This is a genomic window from Haloarcula rubripromontorii, assembly GCF_001280425.1.
GTDB lineage: Archaea > Halobacteriota > Halobacteria > Halobacteriales > Haloarculaceae > Haloarcula > Haloarcula rubripromontorii.
The window spans coordinates 167,489-185,518 of the sequence record NZ_LIUF01000001.1 but is presented as its reverse complement, the minus strand read 5'-3'; the positions used below and the strand labels follow the sequence as shown (position 1 = coordinate 185,518).

Below are 18,030 nucleotides of genomic sequence, written 5' to 3'. Positions count from 1 at the left end.
GTTCTCCCGTCTAAAACTGTATGCTCGACCAGCTCCGGAAGCGACTCCACGCGGCGGCCAGGCGACTCCGGCGGGTCGAGCGCCGCGAACTGCAGGACTTCAGGCGGTGGGCCGAGGTGACGGAAAACCTCGTCCACCTCTCCATGCTGGTGTTCGTCCCGCTCGCTATCGTGCTGGTAACGACGCTGGCAAACGCCGTCCCACGACTGAGTTTCCTGCTGTTCCCGCCGCTCGCGGCGGGGTCGTACACGCTCTTTGTCGACCCGACGAGCAAGTACTCCGACCCGAAGCGGTTCGTCGCGGGACTCACCATCGGCGCGGTCTGTGGACTGGGCGCGCTCGCGGTCTCGAACAGCTATCTCTCAGCGCCGGGCGGTCAGTTCGGCGTCAACGCGCTCGGTGCCGGCCTCGCCGTCTTCGCGACTGGCGTGGTCACCTGGCCGCTGGACATCGAGGAGCCGTCGTCGTACTCAACCGCCCTGCTGGCGCTGCTGGTCGAACCGAACCAGCGGGCGGCGTTCGTCGCCAGCATCTTCGCCGCCAGCCTGCTCGTGGCGGTCCTCTTCGTCATCTGGCGCGAGCAGTTCTACGAACAGCGAGCGACGTACCTGTACGAGTCGATGTCCGGTGACGACCACGTTCTGGTCCCGATGCGCGGCGACTCGGCGGGCCAGACAGCGATGCTCGGCGCACGGCTCGCGGCCGCCCACGAGGCCGGCAAGGTCGTCCTGCTCGACATGGTTTCGGACGCCGACGCCGCCGCGACCCAGCAATCCCTCACGCGGGACACGATACAGTTGGACATCCGGTCCGAGAACGGGTCCGAGCCGGCATCGACAGAAACCCGCCCAATCGGCGACGGCGGCGACCCGGCGACCGCCACGGCATCGCCCGAGCAGACGGACCTCGAAGCGGAGATCGACTGGCTGGAGACCCACGCCGACCGGATCGAGACGCGGACGGGCGTCTCCTGTCAGGTCGTCGTCGCGAGCGACAACGGATCACCGGCGAAGACAACGCTGCAAACTGCGGTCGAAACCAACTGCGACCTCGTTGTCGCACCCTACGAAAGCCAACACGGGGCGCTGACGCCGTATTTACAGCGGCTCTTCCGCAGTGAGAGCGATGTCGTCGTCCACCGATCCCGGAGCGACCGGACCCGCTGGAAACAAGTCATCGTTCCGGTCCGGACTGTCAGCGACGTAGCCCATAATATGGTCGACTTCGCCACGCGACTGGCCGGCCGAAGCGGGCGGGTCGCCGTCGCGACCTGTATCGGCTCCCGTGGGGACCGCCGCCGGGCCGAAGAGATGCTTGCGGACCTCATTGAACCGTACGAGGGTGCGTTCGAGACGCGGGTTCCCCGGACGGATATCCAGACGTTTCTGTCCGATACGGCGTCGCAGTACGACCTTGTCATGATCGGGGCGAGCCGCGACCGGAGCAAGGCGTCGCGGTTCATCTCGCCACCGACGTTCGAACGGCTGGAGGACGTGGAAACGGATGTCGCTATCGTCGACCGCGGGCGACCCTAAATATCTGCGTCGTCCTCGTCGTTCACGTCAAGTAGGTGATCGGCGATGTTCTCCATCCCCTCGCGGCCCAGCGCGGACTGGACAATAAGATGGCCGCCCAGTACTGCAGGGCTGATAACCGTGTCTGCGCCCGCTCGCCGAAGCTTTTCGATGTTTTCGCGGTCCGTCGCCGCGGCGACGATGTTGACCGCCGGATTGAGCGTCTGGGCCGTCAGTATCGCCAGCGCGTCCTGCGCGTCGTCGTTCGTCGCCGCGACGACGGCGGCGGCGTCCTCGATACCGGCCCGTTGCATCGGCTCTTCGTCGCTCGGGTCCGCAGTCAGGACGGCGATGTCCTGTTGCTGGAGCCGGGTGGCCGTCTCCGTGTCCGGCGTGATGACAACGAAATCGATTTCGCCGGTCAGTTCTTCGATAATCGGTTCCGTCAGGTCGCCGTGGCCGAGTACCAGCACGTGGTTCTCAAGCAGGTCCAGTTGTGCGTCAGTCATGTTTCCGAGTGCCTCCGAAAGCCGCTTCTCGATTGCGGGGCCCAGCAGCGATCCCAGCGCGATGGCGAAACTGGCCGTCCCGAGGACGACCACGGACATCCCGAACAGCTTCGCCTGCTGGCTCTGTGGGGTCACGTCGCCGTACCCGACAGTACTGGCCGTGACCAGCGTGTAATAGAACGCATCGGTCGCCGTCGAAAGGTTGTCGAACTCGTCCCGGAGCGCGTACGACCCCGCCGTCCCGTACATGAGCGAGCCGAGGAGTGCCGCGCCAGCGGCCAGTTGCGCCGTCGAGAGGTCGATCGGTCGGTCGAACCGCCGTCGGTTCAGTAGCATCGTCGGGAGCGAGAGCAGCGAGAGGGCGACAAGCGGAATCGACACCGCCGAACTCGGCACGGAGCCGACGAACGGAATCGACACCGCGGAGTTCTGTACAAGCCCCTGTACCGCCGCCACGGGGAGCAAGACGACGGTCGCGTACCACGCGATTCGCAGGCGGCGCCGGAGTCCGACGACGCTGACGAGGAGCGTGAACCCCGTGAGTGCGCCGGTGAACCCGGCAGTCCGCTGGATGCTGCGCGGAATGAGGTCCCCGAGCGGCCCGCTGATGGACACGGCACTGATGTTGACCACACCAGTGACGAACGAAAGCACCGCTACCAGCACCGGCAAGACGATGGTCGCACGTGCCCCAAACCAGTCCCGCGGTCTGTCCATACCCATCCAGATTACATCAGTCGGTGTAAATGTACTGTCCGCGGGCCGGAAGCGATTTACTACCGGCCACGCAGGATGTGGACATGGCTTCACTCCCGGTCGAGGTGTTGATGGGAATCTATCTGGGGCTGTTGGTGGGAGTGATACCGGCGCTCGTGTCGTGGGCGCTGGGGTTCAGTTTCAAGTATTTCACCGGTATTACCGTGCCGGGGTTCGGTGTCGTCGTGCTGGCAATTGCACTTGCCGGCGTCAGCGGCGGCCTCATGGCACTGGCTGATAAGTCGATTACGCAGGCTCCAAACGCCGAGCGAGTAATCACTGCAATCATCCTCGTCGGGATGGTGTCGCTGTACGCACACAGCAAGGGCGACCAGCTCGGGGCGACGTTCCCGAAGCGGCTCTCTTTGCAGGGACTACGAGAGAAGAAACTGTCCGCGGACGTGGTTGAATTCGTCGGTGGCCGTGACGAGGTCCGGATCCGTATTGTCGGCGACGTGGCCGATATGGAAGGGTATCCGCCGCTTTCGGAGCCGCTTCGTGCCGACATCCGAAACGAGGAGTGGCGGTTCCCGGCCGACCTCCGCATCGGCGAACTCGAACGCCGGATGGAGGAGCGGCTGAAATCGGAGTTCGACCTCGGCGACGCCTCCGTCTCGATAGACGAACAGGGGCAGGCGACGGTCGTCGCCGCACCGCCGTTTTCCGGGCTATCGAAGCGCGTGGGCGATAATCGCCACGCCGTTTCGGTTGAGGCGCTGTTGCCGACCGGCCTGGCCCGCAACGACGAGGTGACCGTGCTGACTGAGGACGCACAGGTACGGGGGACTGTCGTCAGTGCCCGGTCGGACCCGGTGGCCGACGAGACGCCCGCCGAGACGCCGACGGAACCGGAGATCGCCGACACCGACGCACCTCCGACGCCGGTCCGGGCACCGACGACCGACGGCGGCGAGGGCCGGCTCACGGTCGCCGTCACGCGGACCGACGTGCAACCGCTCCTGCGGTCAGCCCGGCCAAAGGTCGTGGTCGAACCCCGCGGCACACATCGGGAGTACGAACTCGTCTCTCTGCTCCGGCGGGCCGGCAACCGCTTTCGCCGACTCACGGTTCGCACCGACGGCCCGCTCGACGGGACGACGCTCCGGGACGCTCACGTTCGGGAGACCTACGACGTTGCCATCGCCGCCATCCGGACGCCGGACGGCTGGCAGGTCGCGCCACGCGGCGACGCAGTCGTCGAGGCGGGCGACGAACTGTACGCGATTGGTCGTCGCACCGACCTCGACGCCTTCGCGGAGGCGGTCGCATGACGCCGTTCAGCCCGACATTGCTCGCACAGATCGGTGCGAACCTGCAACTGGGGACGGTGTCACGGACGCTGGTCGAGGGCGTCGTCTGGCTCCTCGCCATTACGATCCTCGCCGCGACGCCGGCCGGTGCTATCGCCGTCTTCTACCGCTGGTACGTCCGTGAGCGTATTCAGACCGGGCTGGCGCTCCTGTTCGGGCTGACCGCCGTCGTCCTCGTCATCGGCGCGACGACCGCGCTCAGCGAGGTCATCCTCGGCGACGAGGACGTGCTTGCGGCCGGCGCGGTACTGCTGAACCTCGCCGCGTTCCTCGCCGGCGGCGTCGGGGCCTACGGCGGCATGCGCATCGGAGACCGACTGGGTGTCGACCTCTTTGCGGCAACCGGCGGCCGAAACATCGATGCTGACGTGAGCGAGATCGTCCAGACCGTCGGCCGCGTCACGTCGGTTCGCCTTCCCGAAGATATCGACGACATCATCGGCTACGACCCGATGCCCGACGAGACAAAAGAGACGCTCGCGAACCGTCGCTTTCTCTTCCCCCGCCGCCTGACGAAAGACGAACTCCGGGAGCGGCTGGTCGGCCGGCTCAAGACCGACTACGGCGTCGGCCACGTCGACGTCGAACTGGCCGACGACGGGACTGTCGACTACCTCGCCGTCGGTTCGCGGGCGGCTGGTATCGGCCCGACATTGCCCCCCTCGACGAACGCCGTCGCGATTCGGGCCGACCCGGCCCATGCTGCGAGCGCCGGTGACCTCGTTCAGGTGTGGGAGCAAGCGCCATCGAAACGCGTACTCACCGGTGAACTCCGCGGCGTCGCCGACGACGTGGTGACGGTTGCTATCGACGCTGCCGACACGCCCAAGCTCGACCCACAGACCGAGTACAAACTGGTCACGCTCCCGGTACAGGACCGCTCGGACCGAGAGTTCGCCTCGCTGCTCCGGGCGGCCGACGAGACGATGGGCACGGCCACCGTCGAACCGGGGAGCCCGCTCGATGGCGCGCCGGTCGGCAGTCTGGCACTGTCAGTGGTCGCGATCACCCGTGACGACACAGCGCCGGAGACAATCCCGTCTCGCGAACGCGTCCTCGCGGCCGGTGACACAATCTACGCAATCGCTACCCCGGACGCGTTGCGGCGGCTGGAACAGGCCACGGAGGGGAGCGGTGAACCGGCCACGACGGCGGCTGCGACGGACGAACCGGAAGGCGATACCGATGACCAGCCAGATGCGTCCGCACCCACTGGTGGCCACGAGCAGACTGGCGGGACGGAAAAAACGGCGGCTGATACGACCGCTGCCACCGCTGACGACAGCGCTACGCATGCCGACACGGTCGAGACTGATGCTGATGACACGACGGACGCTGACGCGGACACAACCACGGCTGACACCGCCACTGCCGACGAACCGACCGACACCGCTGTTGAGGATGAGTCGGTGGCGACCAGCGACGGAGCGGACTCTCTGGCAGACGCCGAACCCGAGGCTATGGTAGACCCCGCCGACAGCGGCGAGTCCCCGGACGACGACCCGCTGGAGGCACTCCGGAACGTCGACACGGAGGAGTCAGGCGACGACCTGCCGGCCGAGGAAGCGTTCGACGACTTGCCGGCAGACGACGGCGACGACACCGTCGAGGTGTGGGACCCTGAAGAGCGGATCGGCGAGGCTGCCGACGAGTCTGCCGCCGCCGAGGCCGACGACAGCGATTCGACCGACTCCGACGCGCCGACGGGGGACAGAGACGGTGCAGACGACGAATCGACCGCTAGTGAGGACTCAGAGAACCGAAACTGAACTGGGGGTGTCGGTCCCGCCGGATGCACGCTGGCTGTCTCCCGCCCCCGAGCCGACCGGACACACCTCAGTCCGGAACCCTCTTTTGCCGGACGCCCGGAGTACAGCTATGGAGTGGAAACTGTTCGCACACCTCCGAGACGCGGCCGACGGCCAGTCGGTCAGCGTCGATATCGAGGGGGACGCCACGGTCGGAACGGCGCTCGATGCGCTGCTTGCGACGCGACCGGCGCTCGCCGAGGAGGTGCTTGACGAAAACGAGGAGCTGGCCGACCACATCCGGGTGCTCGTCGACGGCGAAGACCCCTTCGCAGCCGGCGATGGGCTGGCGACGGCAGTCGATGAGGAGACAGAACTTGCGTTGTTTCCGCCGGTCAGTGGCGGCTGATACGGCTCGGCGGCGGGCTCAGTTTTCCAGCGGTCCCGGCACCGTCACGTTCGAGATGACGACGCGAACGCCGTCCTGATACTCGGTGTCGAGTGTCACGTCCCACCCGTGAGTCCGGGCAAGCATCCGCAAGTTCGGGAGCGTCATCCCGGCTGCGGCGTCCGGTATCGCGCCGCCGTACTCGAAAAAGGCCTCTGACGCTGTCTGGCCCGCCGGGGTTCCGTCGTCGGTGATGACGATCTCGTCGGCCTCCCGGGAAACGGTGACCGTGGACGCGTCGTTGTGTGCCGCGAACGTGAACCCGCTCTCGAAGAGGTCCCGCAGGCGTGTCGGGTCAGCGATGACCTGTCCCTCCACGTCGGCCGCCATAGTGAGGCCGTCAGTGTCGGCACGTTCCCAGGCCCCGTCGACGATTGGCATGAGGTCGACAGCCGTCGTTTCGTCGATTGTCTGGCCGTGACGAGCCAGCGTCGCGAGTCCGTTGACGATTTCGGACATCCGTTCGGCTGTTTCAGACGTTGACTGGAGTGATTCTTTCGCCAGACCGACGTTGCCGCGATTCAGGGCGTCCCCGGCGACGGAGACGCGGCCGGTGATTATCTGGAGCGTGTTCAGAAGCTCGTGTCTGATTGCAGTGGCGAACCCCTCAAGTTGCTCGTTTTGCCGCGCCAGTTCACGGCGCCGCCGTTCGCTTTCGGTCACATCGGTAAACACGACCATCCGACCGATATCGACCTGTCCCAGCGAAAACGAAGTGTCGCTGACGAGGTAGTACTCCGCTCCGGCATCACGGTTTCGTTCGAGAATCTGCTCGTCCGTTTGCAGGATCTCCGTGACGGCCGGCAGCACCGTCTCGAGGTTCTGTCCACGGCTCCCGGACAGGGCCGGAAAAAGCCGCTGTGCCTTGCCGTTTGTCTCCTTGATACAGCCGTCATCATCAAGATACACGACTGCCTCGTCGACGCCATCGGTCAGCTGCACGGCGAGAAACGCCTCGTCGTACACGTAGAGGACACCGAGCGCGAACAGCGCCACGCCGAGCGGTTCGTGATTGATATCGAGGAGGAGGTCGCTGACGTACCCGACGATGTCGAGGACTGCCGGAATCGCCGTGATACCGACAAGAATCCCGAGCGGACGGGTGTCGTAGTCCGCTTCGAGGAACAGTTCGAACAGCATAAAGAAGCCGACGGTCACGAGCGCGTAGGAGAGTCCCGTCACCACCCAGTGAAACACGCCGTGTGTAATCGCCAGGTGCGGGAACGGGTCGGCGACGAACTGCGTGGCGAAGTAGAACCCGTGAAACGGATTGGTCAGCTTTACCGCAACGACAGCGAGATACACGCTGACAGCGACCGCTCGGTACAGTCGGTTCCGGTGGAATTCCCGCCCGGTGTACGCCGAGCAAAAGTATAGCCACGCCCCGACCGTCGCGAGCCCGACGACGAGGCTGCCGAGATAGAACGCGTATCCCAGCGTCCCGGGCGTGATCAGGAAGCCGAGTTCCAGCGCCGCCCAGCCGCCACTACAGAGGAGGAGTCCAACCATCCCGCGACGGGTATCGGGGTCTTCCATCCGGGCCGCTCTGTAGAGCCCGACACTGCATCCGACTGCCGCGAGGGTGTATGCCGCGACGTACCCGAGAAATGCCGGAGAACTCCCGATCAGATTCATCTACCCATGGTATGGAAAGTATTTGAATGAGTGTTGTGTCCGCGTTATCGACTATGATAACTCTCTGAGGTCTGGGATTTCGAACACGTAGTCCGGACACTCGCTGATGTCTCCGCCGGCGTACGCGGCCTGGGCCACGTGACGCGGTGTCTCGGGGATGAGGACCCGTGTCCCGTCGACGCCGAGTCTCGCCGCATCGGCAGCGATCCCATCGAACAGGGCCCGCGCAGCGTCGACGTTGCTCCACACCCCGACCGCGTACTCTGCGAGCCGGTCGCCGTCAGCGTCGGTCGTCCGGACGCGACACGCCATCCCCTGTGGCCGCTCGCCGACGGTCAGGACCGCCTGCTCAGTCCCCAGTCGGTCGAGCCGTTCCCGCGTCAGCGTCGAGAGCGCCCAGCTCTCTCCGCTGTCGAGCGCGAGCCCTGACAGGACGTCCCGACCGTCGCTACCCTGCCAGTAGCGCCACGCTGTCGTGGGGTCGTTTCCGACAGGCATCTCGGGCGTCTCGTCGGCCGGCTCGGGGTGTGCCCAGCGGAACGACGTGACCGCTTCGAAGCCAGCAGCCAGCGACTGGCCGAGCCCGGCCTCGTTCCAGGAAAACACCATGCTTCGACCGACTGACGCGCCGGCATCGGCCGCCCATTCGATGAGGCGGTCGGTCAGCAGCGACCCGAGTCCCTTTCCTCGATGCGCCGAGTCGACACGCATCCCCTGGAACCATGCCTCGGTCTCGGTGAGTATGACGGCCTGCGCGATGCCGACGGCGTGGCCATCAACGTCGACGACGAGGGTTTTCCGGTTCGGGCCGTCGTCGTCGACCCAGTCGCGGAACACGTCGGGGATGTAATCAGCCATCGCGCGGTCGGCCCAGACATCGCTGGTCAGGTCGACAATAGCCTCGTAGTCGTCGTGACGAGCCGTCCGAACAGTCGGCGACATACCGTGAGACTCGCCCCCGACGACAAAAAAGAGGCGCTCCGGGGACGGAGCCACATCGTGACTGCTGTGCCGGTCCCAGCGCTACAACCAGGGTGTCGAGCGCTGCTGAATCTCGCCGGCCAGCGGTTCCTGCATGGCATCGGCCACGTCGTCGCTGTTTGCCAGCGCCCACATGAGCTTGACCTTCGCTGTGCCGGGGAGCATATCCTCGCCCTCGGTGACGCCGGCGTCGAGCAGGTCCCGTCCGGTGTCGTAGACGCGGTCACAGACCCGGCCTTCGAGGCACTGGCTGGTCATGACCACCGGGATGTCCAGTTCCTCGATGGTCCCGATCCAGTCGGTGTTGACGTGGCCAAGCCCCGTTCCCTCGATGACGACGCCCTCGCTGTCCTCGGCAGCGGCTTCGAGCAGCGACGGGTCCATCCCCGGCGAGAACTTCAGGAGTTCCACGTTGGTCTCGATGTCGTCGTGCAGCGCCAGGTCGGCGGCGTCCCGTTCGGTGTACTCGCGGTGGAACGTAACTGTGCTCTCGCCGTCGATGTCGTAGTCGACCTCGCCAAGCGGCTTCGCGCCGACTGTCTCGAAGGCGTCCCGGCGCGAGGTGTGGTTCTTCCGGACGCGGGTGCCGCGGTGGAGCGCACAGCGGTCGTCGGACTCGTCCGCGTGCATACAGACCAGCACCTCCGCACAGTCGCTCGTCGCAGCCTCGACGGCCGAGACAGCGTTCATCACGTTGTCCGAGGACGGGCGGTCCGCCGACCGCTGGCTGCCAGTAAACACGATTGGAACCGGTGTGTCGAGCATGAACGACAGCGCCGACGCGGAGTACTGCATCGTGTCCGTGCCGTGCATGACGACGATGCCGTCTGCGCCGGCCTCGATCTCCTCGTGGACTGCCTGCGCAAGGTCCTGCCAGACGGCCGGGGTCATGTTCTCCGAGAGAATATTCGCGACGACGCGGCCGCGGTAGTTCGCCATCCCGGCAAGGTCCGGGACCGCTCGCAGCACGTCCTCGGCGTCGAACTGGGCCGTCACCGCGCCGGTGCGGTAGTCGACGGTCGAGGCGATGGTCCCGCCGGTGGAGATGAGCGACACCGTCGGGAGGTCGTCGTCAAATTCGATTGCCGACTGGCTCTGTTCGTCCTGTGCGCTCTCGACGTCGTACACGTCCGACTCAAGCACGTCGACGGATGCGTCCTCGCGGCCGATACCGACGTTGTACCCGCCGTCGAGCTTGACGACGAGGTGGTCGGGCGTACTCGACGGGAGCAACACGCCCTCGTATGTCTGGGCCGCGCGCTCGACGCGGACCCGGTCGCCTGCGTTCATGCGCGGCACTTTCCGCCGGTGGGACTTGAACCCACTCGTTTCGGCGAGCGGTCTCGGTCGCACGCCGGCTCTGCCGACGGGGCGGTTCCAGTGTCTGGGGCAGTTCAGCTCCGGACGACCAATATACACGCTACCAAACCACAATGTTATCTCGTCCGACATTCTTCTAACACGTATGGCAGACAACAAGAACGGCCGCGAAGCGCAGGCTCGAAACGAGGAGCGCCGCCAGCGCGAGCGCGCTATCGCCGAGGACCTTGCGCGCGCGGACGAGCCTGAGCCGCCAGTCGACTCGACGGAACTCGCGTCCTTCGAGACTGCACTCAAAACGCTCGAATTCCCGGCAGCAGCGGCGACAGTGGTCGATGCGGTTGGCGATCACGAGATCGAGTCGGCCGAGGGAACGCACACCGTTGCGGACCTCGTGCCGGATGCAGCGGTCGAGTCGTTCGACTCGCCAGCCGAGGTCCGGATCCGAGTCCAGCGGCCGACCGTAGCGGGGGCGATGAAACGGATCGTGGAGGCCGTCGACAAGTATCAGGGTGCGTCGTTCGGTGCCTCTCAGCGCGACGGGTACGAGCGGACGTTCCGGGCGCTGCAAGCTATCGATGCGGATGACGAGGACGAGGGCATCCGGACCGTCGCCGACTGGATTATCGAGCGGGTTCACGAGAACGAGACGCTACCGAAGTCTCGCGACGTGCGCCGACGGGCATCGGAGTTCTGCCGGTCGAACGGTTACTCGGTTCGCAGCGACGACTGGCTCGGTGTCTGAGCGACACACCGCCGTCTCCCTGACTGCCGACAGGCCCCCAAAAGGACCATACTACTCGCCGCCCCATACTCTGTATGGCCGAACGAACCGAGGAACGGACCCGCGACGCGGACGCGCAGTCGGACGGTGACCTCGGCGTCGATGTCGGCACGACGGAGTCGGTAGAGACGGACGTTGCTGTCGGGGAAGCACGCGACACGGCGTCGTCTGTCACCGAACCGTCCACCACAGACAGCGGCAGCTACTTTTCACTGCGGGCGCTGCTGTTCGCCTTCGGCGCGGTCGGCGGCGGGATGGTGCTCGGCGGGCTGATACCGCTCGTGCCGTTCACCGAACTGCTCGGCATCGTACTCGGCGGATTCGTCTACGGACTGCTCGCCAGCGAGCGCCGATACGCCGAACTGGGGCTGGCGGGCGGTGTCAGCGGCGGCGCGACGGCCGTTCTGTCCCTCCTCCCACAGCTCGCTGCGGGACTGAACGGTACCAGACTGTTCGCCATCGCCGGTGGGGTCGGCCTCGTACTCGCGCTCGTTGGACACTACTTCGGCCGAGACCTTCGCAGTGGGCTGACGAGAGACCTGTAGCTCTTCAGGCGACAGTGTCGGGCCGTGCCGTGACCATGCTTGCTGCATTTGCTGCAGTGTATTTCCCGTCCAGTCGCCCGGGCTGCAATAGAGGTATCGGACAAGCGCTGTCGATACCCCTGTTGGCCTCTCGTTTGTGGGAGACGGGCCGCTACGATTTCGGCGTGAACGGACGTTTTTGCGTCCAACCGATTGTCTCCGTCTCGTCGAATATGTTTATGATGTGTGTGATTGCCCAAAAACTAAACGCTAGTGTGACTATCTGCTGTCTTATATCCTCCTTTAACCACAATATCTTGAGTTGACAACTCTTATAACTCTCGTATGTAAATCCCCGGACCGGAACGTATGGCACCAGAGACATACGGGCTTATCAGCCTGTTTCCGGCGATGCTCGCGATTGTACTGACGCTGCTCACTCGCCAAGTACTCCTCTCGCTGTTTGCAGGCATCTGGATCGGTGCGACGGTGCTCGTCGGCTGGAATCCGGCCGCTGGAGCCGCCCGGAGCCTCCAGTTCGTTGTGGATAACGTGACCGAGCCGTTTAACGTCAAACTGCTCTTGTTCACGTTCCTCATCGGGGCAATGCTGGGGATGATCTTCCTCTCCGGCGGCATGAACGCGCTGGCGTCACAGATGGTCAAGCGTATTCGAACCCGCCGGCAGGCGGCGCTTGGGACCTCACTACTGGGGATGACTATCTTCGTCGACTCGTACGCCTCGACGATGATTACCGGGTCGGTCATGCGCCCGATCACGGATAAATTCGACATCAGCCGCGAGAAGCTGGCGTACATCCTTGACTCCACCACTGCACCGACCGCGTCGATATCGGTCGTCTCGACATGGCTCGGGTTCGAGGTCGGACTCATCGCTGAGCAACTCACCACGATTGGGGTGGAGCGAAGCGCGTTCCTGCTGTTTCTTGAACCGATTCCCTATCGGTTCTACAGCCTGCTCGCACTTGCGATGGTTTTCATCGTCGTCATCGCAGACTTGGACTTCGGTCCGATGGCGAAGGCTGAACGCAGAGCAAAGGAAGAGGGCAAAGTCCTCGGTGACAACGCGGACCCACTCATGGAAACGCAAGAGGACGATATCGTGACGCCCGACCACGTCGAGCCGCGGTGGTGGTACTTCGCTGCGCCAATCGCCGCACTCGTGGCCGTGACTGGGTTCTCGCTGTATTACTCTGGCGGCGGGTTCGCTGGCCGGAGTCTCACCGACGCACTGTCGAACGCGGCCACCGCTGACGCAATCGTCTGGGCCTCGTTCTCGGCCTGTCTGGTCATTCTGACAATTCTGGTCGGACACGCACGGATTGCGGTCGATAAAGTGAGCGACGCCATCTTTGAGGGATTCAAAATGGTGATGTTCCCCGTTGCGGTGCTCTCGCTCGCGTGGTCTATCGGTGCCGTGAGCCAGACACTCGGAGTCGGTCCCTACGTCGTCGCCATCAGTGAGGGGATTATCACGGCCGGGATGCTGCCCGCCATCATCTTCCTCAGCGCGGTCATTATCAGCTTCAGCATCGGCACGTCCTGGGGGACGATGGGTATTCTGTTCCCTGTCGCGATACCGCTCGGACACGCCCTCGGCGCGCCGCTTGCCCCAGCTATCGCAGCGATCCTGACCGGCGCGCTGTTCGGCGACCACTGCTCGCCCATCTCCGACACGACAGTGATGTCAAGCATGTTCGCCGCGAGCGACCACGTCGACCACGTGAACACTCAGATTCCCTACGCAGTGCTGGCCGGCATCGTCGCAACCGGGCTGTTCCTGCTGGCCGGCTACGGCGTTTCGGCGTACATTGCACTCCCTGCTGGACTGGTCGCTGTCGGGTCTGTGACGTACCTGCTCTCAGAACAACTCTCGGTCGAAGTCCCAAGTTCGTACGGTTCGAACGCGGACTGAGACGGGCCACTCTCTGAAACACCGTTTCGCTCAGACGATTTCCCAGCCGTCGTCGGTCCGTTCGACCACGTCGTCCTCCGCCAGCCGCGTGAGCGCTTCCTCGACGATCTCGGGTGGGGCCTCAATCTCTCGGGCCAGCGCTGGAACGGTATCGATACCGTTTGCGAGCCCGCTGACCAGTTCTGCGTACAGTCGTCCGTCGCCGTTCTCGAAGCCGGAGTCGATGCGGTCCCGTACGTCGGTCATGCGGGCTTGCACCCATCGCTGGGCCAGCGACAGTTCGTTCTCTAGCTGCTGGAGATGCTCCAGTTCGCGCGCCAGGTCGTGAAAGTCCCCGTCGGATGCGGCCCCCACGTCTATCGAGAGGTGGCGACAGGAAGGCATCTCGAACTCGGGGTTTGCTGGATAGGCGCTTTTGGTACCGAACTCGTACGGAGAGACGCGGACCTCCAGACGGAGGTTCCGGGCGATAGAGAAGTACTTTCGGCGTTGGTCGTCCGTCCGGGAGTCGACGAGGCCGGCGTCTTCGAGCTTTTGTAGGTGGTCGATGACGGCTTTCGGACTAACGCCGATGTACTCGCTGATCTCGGTGACGTAGCAGGGTTTGTGTGCGAGTAGTTTGAGAATCCGCCGGCGATTGGCGTTTCCAAGGAGATTGAGTAGCTCGGCGGAGTCCATCGATACGTAGGTAGCGGGTCACGGTTCAAAAGTATGACTCTCGTCGGGCGGTTTGCTGGTGTGTCACCCGCTCAGCTACCGGGTAGGTCCGCCACGTGCCCTACGCGCTGCCGTTCCCGTTGCCCTGATTGCCGCTGTTTCCTCGGTCACTGCCTTGGTCGTTTCCGCCGCTGTTTCCTTGGTCACCGCCGTCGTTGCCACCGTCGTCTCCGTTGTTTCCTCGCTCCCCGGCCTGGTCGTCTCCGCTACCGCTTCCCTGCCCCTCTCCGCTGTCGTTCCCTTGTTCGCCTTCGTTACCGTCTTTGTTGGTCTCCCCGTCGTTGCCTTGGTCGTTTCCCCGGTCACCCTCGTCACCGTTTCCCTGGTCCCCGGCCTGGTCGTTGCCCTGGTCATCCCCGTCGCTGCCTTGCTCGCTCCCGGTATCGTTTCCCTCGTCGTTGCCCCCATCGTTCGCATCGTCTGCATCCCCGTCGGCCCCGTCATCTCCGGATTCGTCCGCATCAGAGCCGCTCTCGCCACCAGCGCCGTTCCCGGCATCGTCACCGCTGTCGTTCCCGTCGCTGTCCTCGGTGCCGGACGCTCCACGCTCCCCGTTTTCGTTCCCGTTGCCCCGCTCCGACCCCCTGTCAGACCCGTTTCCCTCGCTCTCGGCCGCGTCGTCGGACCCCTCGCTATCGCCGTCGGTACCCCTGTCAGCGGGTGGGCCGCTCTCGGTCTCGTTTTCCTGCTGTCCGGGGGCATCGTCAGGTGGGCCTCGTTCGCTACCGTTCCCCTGTTGTCCGGGGGCATCGCCGGGCGGTCCTCGGTCGCTCTCGTTGGCTCCCACGACTTCGGGCGGGCCCTGTTCACTTCGGTTGACTCCGGCGTCATCAGGCGGTCCCTGCTCACTCGGGCCGGCAGTCGCCGGCGGTCCGGCGATACCCTGAGCAATCGATGCGACCTGCTGACCGGACAGCTTGCTTGCGTTTTGTTTCAACCGCTCCAGCGCGGTGTCGTTTACACCGGTCTGTTCGGCCGCCGCATCGGTATCGTTAATCGCAGTCTGCAGGCCCGCAATCTCCGCGGTGAGTCGGCTCTGCTGTGCCACGTAGGCCTGCTCACTGATGCTTCCGTTCTCGTATCGGTGTTCGAGCGTGGCGTTGCGCTCCTGTAACCGTTCGAGCCGGCGTTCGAGCGAGCCCGCTCGCTTTGTGACCAGTTCGGCTCGTTCAGTGCCGTTCGATTGGTTGTATGTCGACCGCCACATCCCGTTTTTGACCGTATCGTTCGCGGCGGCAGCGTTCGACTGGAGGAACGCCGTGAGTTGCGTTCCCATTCCGCTGGCAGACTCGTTCTGCGTGGCCACTGTCTCCGTTGCGGTCTCCTGCGCTGTCACGGCTGGGAGGCCGATAGCGACAGTCCCGACGAAGACCAGCACTGTGAGGAGCGTGGCCTGGCGTGGACTCATTCCTAGTTCTACTTCGACCCTCCCACGTCAAAAAGAAACGCCTTCGTTCGTGTTGTTCACAAACGAATGAAACAACTTCAAATAGTCCAAGAGTGTTTAAGATGTCCTTTGCGTCGGTTTTTCCATTGGAAGCAGTCGCCAGGCGAGTCCAACCGACAGCACCGATAGCGCGACAGTGGCGAGCGGTAACACCAGACCCGGGTCGTATCGCAACGGCGGATGATATCCGAAGCCGTAATCGAGTACGTCGTTGCACAGGGCCAACACCAGCGCGGTCACCAGCGCGCCCCTCGTCGTCCGGGCGTAGTGAGGAACTAACAGCCCCTCGGCGACGAAACCGAGGTGGGTGATGATGATGCCGAAATACGCCCACGGCGCGGGAAAGTACGCGTCGAAGCCGATATTTAACGCCACGACGGTCCACAGCCCCATCTTGACCAGCCAGACCAGCGCAATCGTGTGGAGGTACGCGAGCGGCACCGTCAGCGGGACCTCGTCGAGCGATTTGCCGAGGAACGGCAGGAGAGTAGCCACCGACAGCGTCATCAGGAATAGTGCGGCCGGTGAATCTGCGTACAGCGGCCAGAGAAACGTCGACACCTCGGGCATCGTCTCGACATAATACCGGATACCGACGAGCATTGCGACGGCGTTGACGACCAGCAGCCACACGAGGCTCGGCGTCTGTTCCAGATAGTACCGCGCGTACCGACGTGGCAATGGCCCCCGCTGCTCGCTCATGGGTCGACTCGGGACCGCTCGCGGCAAAGCCCTGTCGGACGGGAGTCGCTATCGGGTCATCGACTGTGAGTTGCCGCTGTTTGCACGGCGGCAAAAGGCTGCCGGCGAACACTTATGTATGTGAATGGCACACATACACTTGCACCGATGTTCGAACAGTTTTCGCGCGGATACTACCTCGGCCGCCTCTACATCGAACCGAGAGATGACGCGGCGGCCGCGATGTGTCGCGAGCAGCACGAACGAGTGAACGAACAGTTGTACGCCTCCGGCGAAGGGGTCGAACGCACAGACTATCCGCTGGTAATGAAACTCGGCTCCCAGCACTTTGCCGTCCACGGGGACGAACAGGTCCCGGCGGACACACTCGTCGTTCCCGAACCGATGCTCGAAGACGCCAACGTCCGGAACCCGCCCAGCCTCGAAGAAGTATTTCTGGCGAAAGCGGACCACGCCGCACAACTGCTCTCTCTCTCAGAGGGCGCGCCGACACTCCCTGACACTGCCGTCTGAGCGATTGAAACCCCGATTTGATGGGTTTTCACTGGTACCGGACGGACCGGAATTTTGAAACGTGGGATAAGTAGGTTATACGCTTAAGCTACAGAGCAATGCGGTTCGGGAGCCTCCCTTCACATGTATGTCACAGCGAAACCACGCTGAGGAGCGGGATCGCGCTACTGAATCCAAATTCTACCTCCCCGCCGGGGTATCCCCGGCGTATGGAGCCGGCTGGCCCGAACGTCTCTGGGCGCTGCTGTTCTCCCATCGCGTCTGAACCGGTGACACCGCCGTATGGGAACCCGCTGGCTCACCGGGCGAGTAGCCCGCTCGGACCGAACGGACGAGACACAGAGATCAGGCGCCTGTACTCAGACCACACGATCAACCGACTCAGTTAAATTAGCGCACGACTACCCCCATCTAGTAACAGGGATTTGAGACAGAGTTCCGCCGAGCGTCTCCACCATTACAACTGCACGCGTTGGCACACCCACACCACTCTACAGACAAATGACCGATATCAAGGCGGTCGTCCGAGCCGAACACCCTGACATCGTCCTCACACAGACCGTTTCCCACGACCGGAGCTCGAAAGTCAGGTCCGTGTCTGAAGCGGGCACGGACCCGACGTCGGGCAAGTTCTTTTACCACATCGAATCGTCCGACTTCCAGCAGTTTGAGGACGGATTACGGAACGACAGCACTGTCGGCAAGTTCGAACGCGTCATCGAAACCAGAGACGACGAGGCCATCTACAGTTTCGAGTACACGGACGAAGCAAAGATTCTCTCCCCCGTCATCTCCGCCGCGAACGGGGTTATCCTCGATATGGAAAACGACGGGAGCGCGTGGATACTGACGGTATGGATGCCCGAACGGACGGCTCTCGCTCGGCTCTGGGACTACGCTCAAGAGAACGACATCGACATCGATCTGCTGCGCGTGAACGAGTACGCCAGTCTGGGGAACACGGACGCAGGGCTGACTGACAGCCAGCGGGAGGCGCTCCTCGTCGCACTCGAAACCGGGTATTTCGAAGAGCCGCGGAACGCGACGCTCAGCGATGTCGCCGCCGATCTGGATATCTCTCAACCCGCGGCCGGCGGTCGCCTTCGGCGAGGCATCAGGAGACTCATCATCGCCTCGCTGAGAGATGACGACGAACCGCCGGACTGAGTGGTAACGCTTCGACGTAG

Annotated in this window: 16 protein-coding genes; 9 read left to right on the top strand and 7 right to left on the bottom strand. The window is 64.0% G+C overall.

The genetic code is table 11. The features are described from left to right. The first annotated feature begins 20 nt into the window (after window positions 1–20). Entirely contained in the window at window positions 21–1,535 is a 1,515-nt protein-coding gene (locus tag AMS69_RS00995; RefSeq protein ID WP_053966238.1) for an HPP family protein, read from the top strand. On the opposite strand, the gene AMS69_RS00990 is transcribed toward AMS69_RS00995, so the two are convergent. Continuing rightward, complete coding sequence (locus tag AMS69_RS00990; protein WP_053966237.1) at window positions 1,532–2,740, bottom strand: NAD-binding protein; 1,209 nt, start codon at window positions 2,738–2,740, stop codon at window positions 1,532–1,534. The genes AMS69_RS00995 and AMS69_RS00990 overlap by 4 nt on opposite strands. A 29-nt stretch (window positions 2,741–2,769) precedes the next feature. Here AMS69_RS00990 and AMS69_RS00985 point away from each other — a divergent pair, with 29 nt between their 5' ends. From AMS69_RS00985 to AMS69_RS00975, 3 genes are all read left to right on the top strand, one after another. Then, the gene (locus AMS69_RS00985) at window positions 2,770–4,050 is read left to right on the top strand and encodes a potassium channel family protein (RefSeq protein ID WP_053966236.1); all 1,281 of its coding nucleotides are present in this window, start codon (window positions 2,770–2,772) and stop codon (window positions 4,048–4,050) included. After that, the gene (locus AMS69_RS00980) at window positions 4,047–5,858 is read left to right on the top strand and encodes a TrkA C-terminal domain-containing protein (RefSeq protein ID WP_053966235.1); all 1,812 of its coding nucleotides are present in this window, start codon (window positions 4,047–4,049) and stop codon (window positions 5,856–5,858) included. Before AMS69_RS00985 ends, AMS69_RS00980 begins: the two co-directional genes overlap by 4 nt. A gap of 109 nt (window positions 5,859–5,967) precedes the next feature. Then, on the top strand, window positions 5,968–6,246 hold the full coding sequence (locus AMS69_RS00975) for a ubiquitin-like small modifier protein 1 (RefSeq protein WP_053966234.1): 279 nt from the start codon (window positions 5,968–5,970) through the stop codon (window positions 6,244–6,246). An 18-nt stretch (window positions 6,247–6,264) separates the two neighbouring features. On the opposite strand, the gene AMS69_RS00970 is transcribed toward AMS69_RS00975, so the two are convergent. The 3 genes from AMS69_RS00970 to gatD form a co-directional block, all read right to left on the bottom strand. After that, window positions 6,265–7,920 (bottom strand): sensor histidine kinase, encoded by a 1,656-nt coding sequence (locus AMS69_RS00970; RefSeq protein WP_077067741.1) that lies wholly within the window; start codon window positions 7,918–7,920, stop codon window positions 6,265–6,267. Window positions 7,921–7,971: 51 nt separating this feature from the next. Continuing rightward, entirely contained in the window at window positions 7,972–8,862 is an 891-nt protein-coding gene (locus tag AMS69_RS00965; protein WP_053966233.1) for a GNAT family N-acetyltransferase, read from the bottom strand. Between the two features lie 81 nt (window positions 8,863–8,943). Further along, window positions 8,944–10,191, bottom strand: coding sequence for a Glu-tRNA(Gln) amidotransferase subunit GatD (gene gatD / locus AMS69_RS00960; RefSeq protein ID WP_053966232.1), 1,248 nt, complete (start codon window positions 10,189–10,191; stop codon window positions 8,944–8,946). Window positions 10,192–10,366: 175 nt separating this feature from the next. Between gatD and AMS69_RS00955 the strand changes: the two genes are divergently transcribed. The 3 genes from AMS69_RS00955 to AMS69_RS00945 all read left to right on the top strand — a co-directional run bounded on the left by AMS69_RS00955 (window position 10,367) and on the right by AMS69_RS00945 (window position 13,464). Continuing rightward, window positions 10,367–10,966: a DUF5789 family protein gene (locus tag AMS69_RS00955; RefSeq protein ID WP_053966231.1), complete on the top strand. Its 600-nt coding sequence runs from the start codon at window positions 10,367–10,369 to the stop codon at window positions 10,964–10,966. Between the two features lie 74 nt (window positions 10,967–11,040). Continuing rightward, complete coding sequence (locus AMS69_RS00950; protein ID WP_053966230.1) at window positions 11,041–11,550, top strand: hypothetical protein; 510 nt, start codon at window positions 11,041–11,043, stop codon at window positions 11,548–11,550. Between the two features lie 348 nt (window positions 11,551–11,898). Then, a complete protein-coding gene (locus tag AMS69_RS00945) occupies window positions 11,899–13,464 on the top strand; it encodes a Na+/H+ antiporter NhaC family protein (protein WP_053966229.1) in 1,566 nt (521 codons plus the stop codon). A 30-nt stretch (window positions 13,465–13,494) separates the two neighbouring features. Here the strand turns inward: AMS69_RS00945 and AMS69_RS00940 are convergent, their stop codons facing one another. The 3 genes from AMS69_RS00940 to AMS69_RS00930 all read right to left on the bottom strand — a co-directional run bounded on the left by AMS69_RS00940 (window position 13,495) and on the right by AMS69_RS00930 (window position 16,330). Continuing rightward, window positions 13,495–14,142: an ArsR/SmtB family transcription factor gene (locus AMS69_RS00940; RefSeq protein ID WP_053966228.1), complete on the bottom strand. Its 648-nt coding sequence runs from the start codon at window positions 14,140–14,142 to the stop codon at window positions 13,495–13,497. Window positions 14,143–14,242: 100 nt separating this feature from the next. Continuing rightward, window positions 14,243–15,589, bottom strand: coding sequence for a hypothetical protein (locus tag AMS69_RS00935; RefSeq protein WP_053966227.1), 1,347 nt, complete (start codon window positions 15,587–15,589; stop codon window positions 14,243–14,245). Between the two features lie 96 nt (window positions 15,590–15,685). Next, entirely contained in the window at window positions 15,686–16,330 is a 645-nt protein-coding gene (locus tag AMS69_RS00930) for a DUF1405 domain-containing protein (protein WP_053966226.1), read from the bottom strand. A gap of 147 nt (window positions 16,331–16,477) precedes the next feature. On the opposite strand from AMS69_RS00930, the gene AMS69_RS00925 reads away from it, so the two are divergent. Together AMS69_RS00925 and AMS69_RS00920 are read left to right on the top strand one after the other, a co-directional pair. After that, window positions 16,478–16,843, top strand: a complete 366-nt coding sequence (locus AMS69_RS00925) for a DUF5802 family protein (protein WP_053966225.1) — start codon at window positions 16,478–16,480, stop codon at window positions 16,841–16,843. 501 nt (window positions 16,844–17,344) lie between these two features. Further along, complete coding sequence (locus AMS69_RS00920; protein ID WP_053966224.1) at window positions 17,345–18,010, top strand: helix-turn-helix domain-containing protein; 666 nt, start codon at window positions 17,345–17,347, stop codon at window positions 18,008–18,010. Window positions 18,011–18,030: the final 20 nt, after the last annotated feature.

Coding starts and splice junctions, on each gene's coding strand:
- AMS69_RS00995 (WP_053966238.1), top strand. CDS start 21: ATGCTCGACCAGCTCCGGAAGCGACTCCACGCGGCGGCCAGGCGACTC.
- AMS69_RS00990 (WP_053966237.1), bottom strand. CDS start 2,740: ATGGACAGACCGCGGGACTGGTTTGGGGCACGTGCGACCATCGTCTTG.
- AMS69_RS00985 (WP_053966236.1), top strand. CDS start 2,770: ATGTACTGTCCGCGGGCCGGAAGCGATTTACTACCGGCCACGCAGGAT.
- AMS69_RS00980 (WP_053966235.1), top strand. CDS start 4,047: ATGACGCCGTTCAGCCCGACATTGCTCGCACAGATCGGTGCGAACCTG.
- AMS69_RS00975 (WP_053966234.1), top strand. CDS start 5,968: ATGGAGTGGAAACTGTTCGCACACCTCCGAGACGCGGCCGACGGCCAG.
- AMS69_RS00970 (WP_077067741.1), bottom strand. CDS start 7,920: ATGAATCTGATCGGGAGTTCTCCGGCATTTCTCGGGTACGTCGCGGCA.
- AMS69_RS00965 (WP_053966233.1), bottom strand. CDS start 8,862: ATGTCGCCGACTGTTCGGACGGCTCGTCACGACGACTACGAGGCTATT.
- gatD (WP_053966232.1), bottom strand. CDS start 10,191: ATGAACGCAGGCGACCGGGTCCGCGTCGAGCGCGCGGCCCAGACATAC.
- AMS69_RS00955 (WP_053966231.1), top strand. CDS start 10,367: ATGGCAGACAACAAGAACGGCCGCGAAGCGCAGGCTCGAAACGAGGAG.
- AMS69_RS00950 (WP_053966230.1), top strand. CDS start 11,041: ATGGCCGAACGAACCGAGGAACGGACCCGCGACGCGGACGCGCAGTCG.
- AMS69_RS00945 (WP_053966229.1), top strand. CDS start 11,899: ATGGCACCAGAGACATACGGGCTTATCAGCCTGTTTCCGGCGATGCTC.
- AMS69_RS00940 (WP_053966228.1), bottom strand. CDS start 14,142: ATGGACTCCGCCGAGCTACTCAATCTCCTTGGAAACGCCAATCGCCGG.
- AMS69_RS00935 (WP_053966227.1), bottom strand. CDS start 15,589: ATGAGTCCACGCCAGGCCACGCTCCTCACAGTGCTGGTCTTCGTCGGG.
- AMS69_RS00930 (WP_053966226.1), bottom strand. CDS start 16,330: ATGAGCGAGCAGCGGGGGCCATTGCCACGTCGGTACGCGCGGTACTAT.
- AMS69_RS00925 (WP_053966225.1), top strand. CDS start 16,478: ATGTTCGAACAGTTTTCGCGCGGATACTACCTCGGCCGCCTCTACATC.
- AMS69_RS00920 (WP_053966224.1), top strand. CDS start 17,345: ATGACCGATATCAAGGCGGTCGTCCGAGCCGAACACCCTGACATCGTC.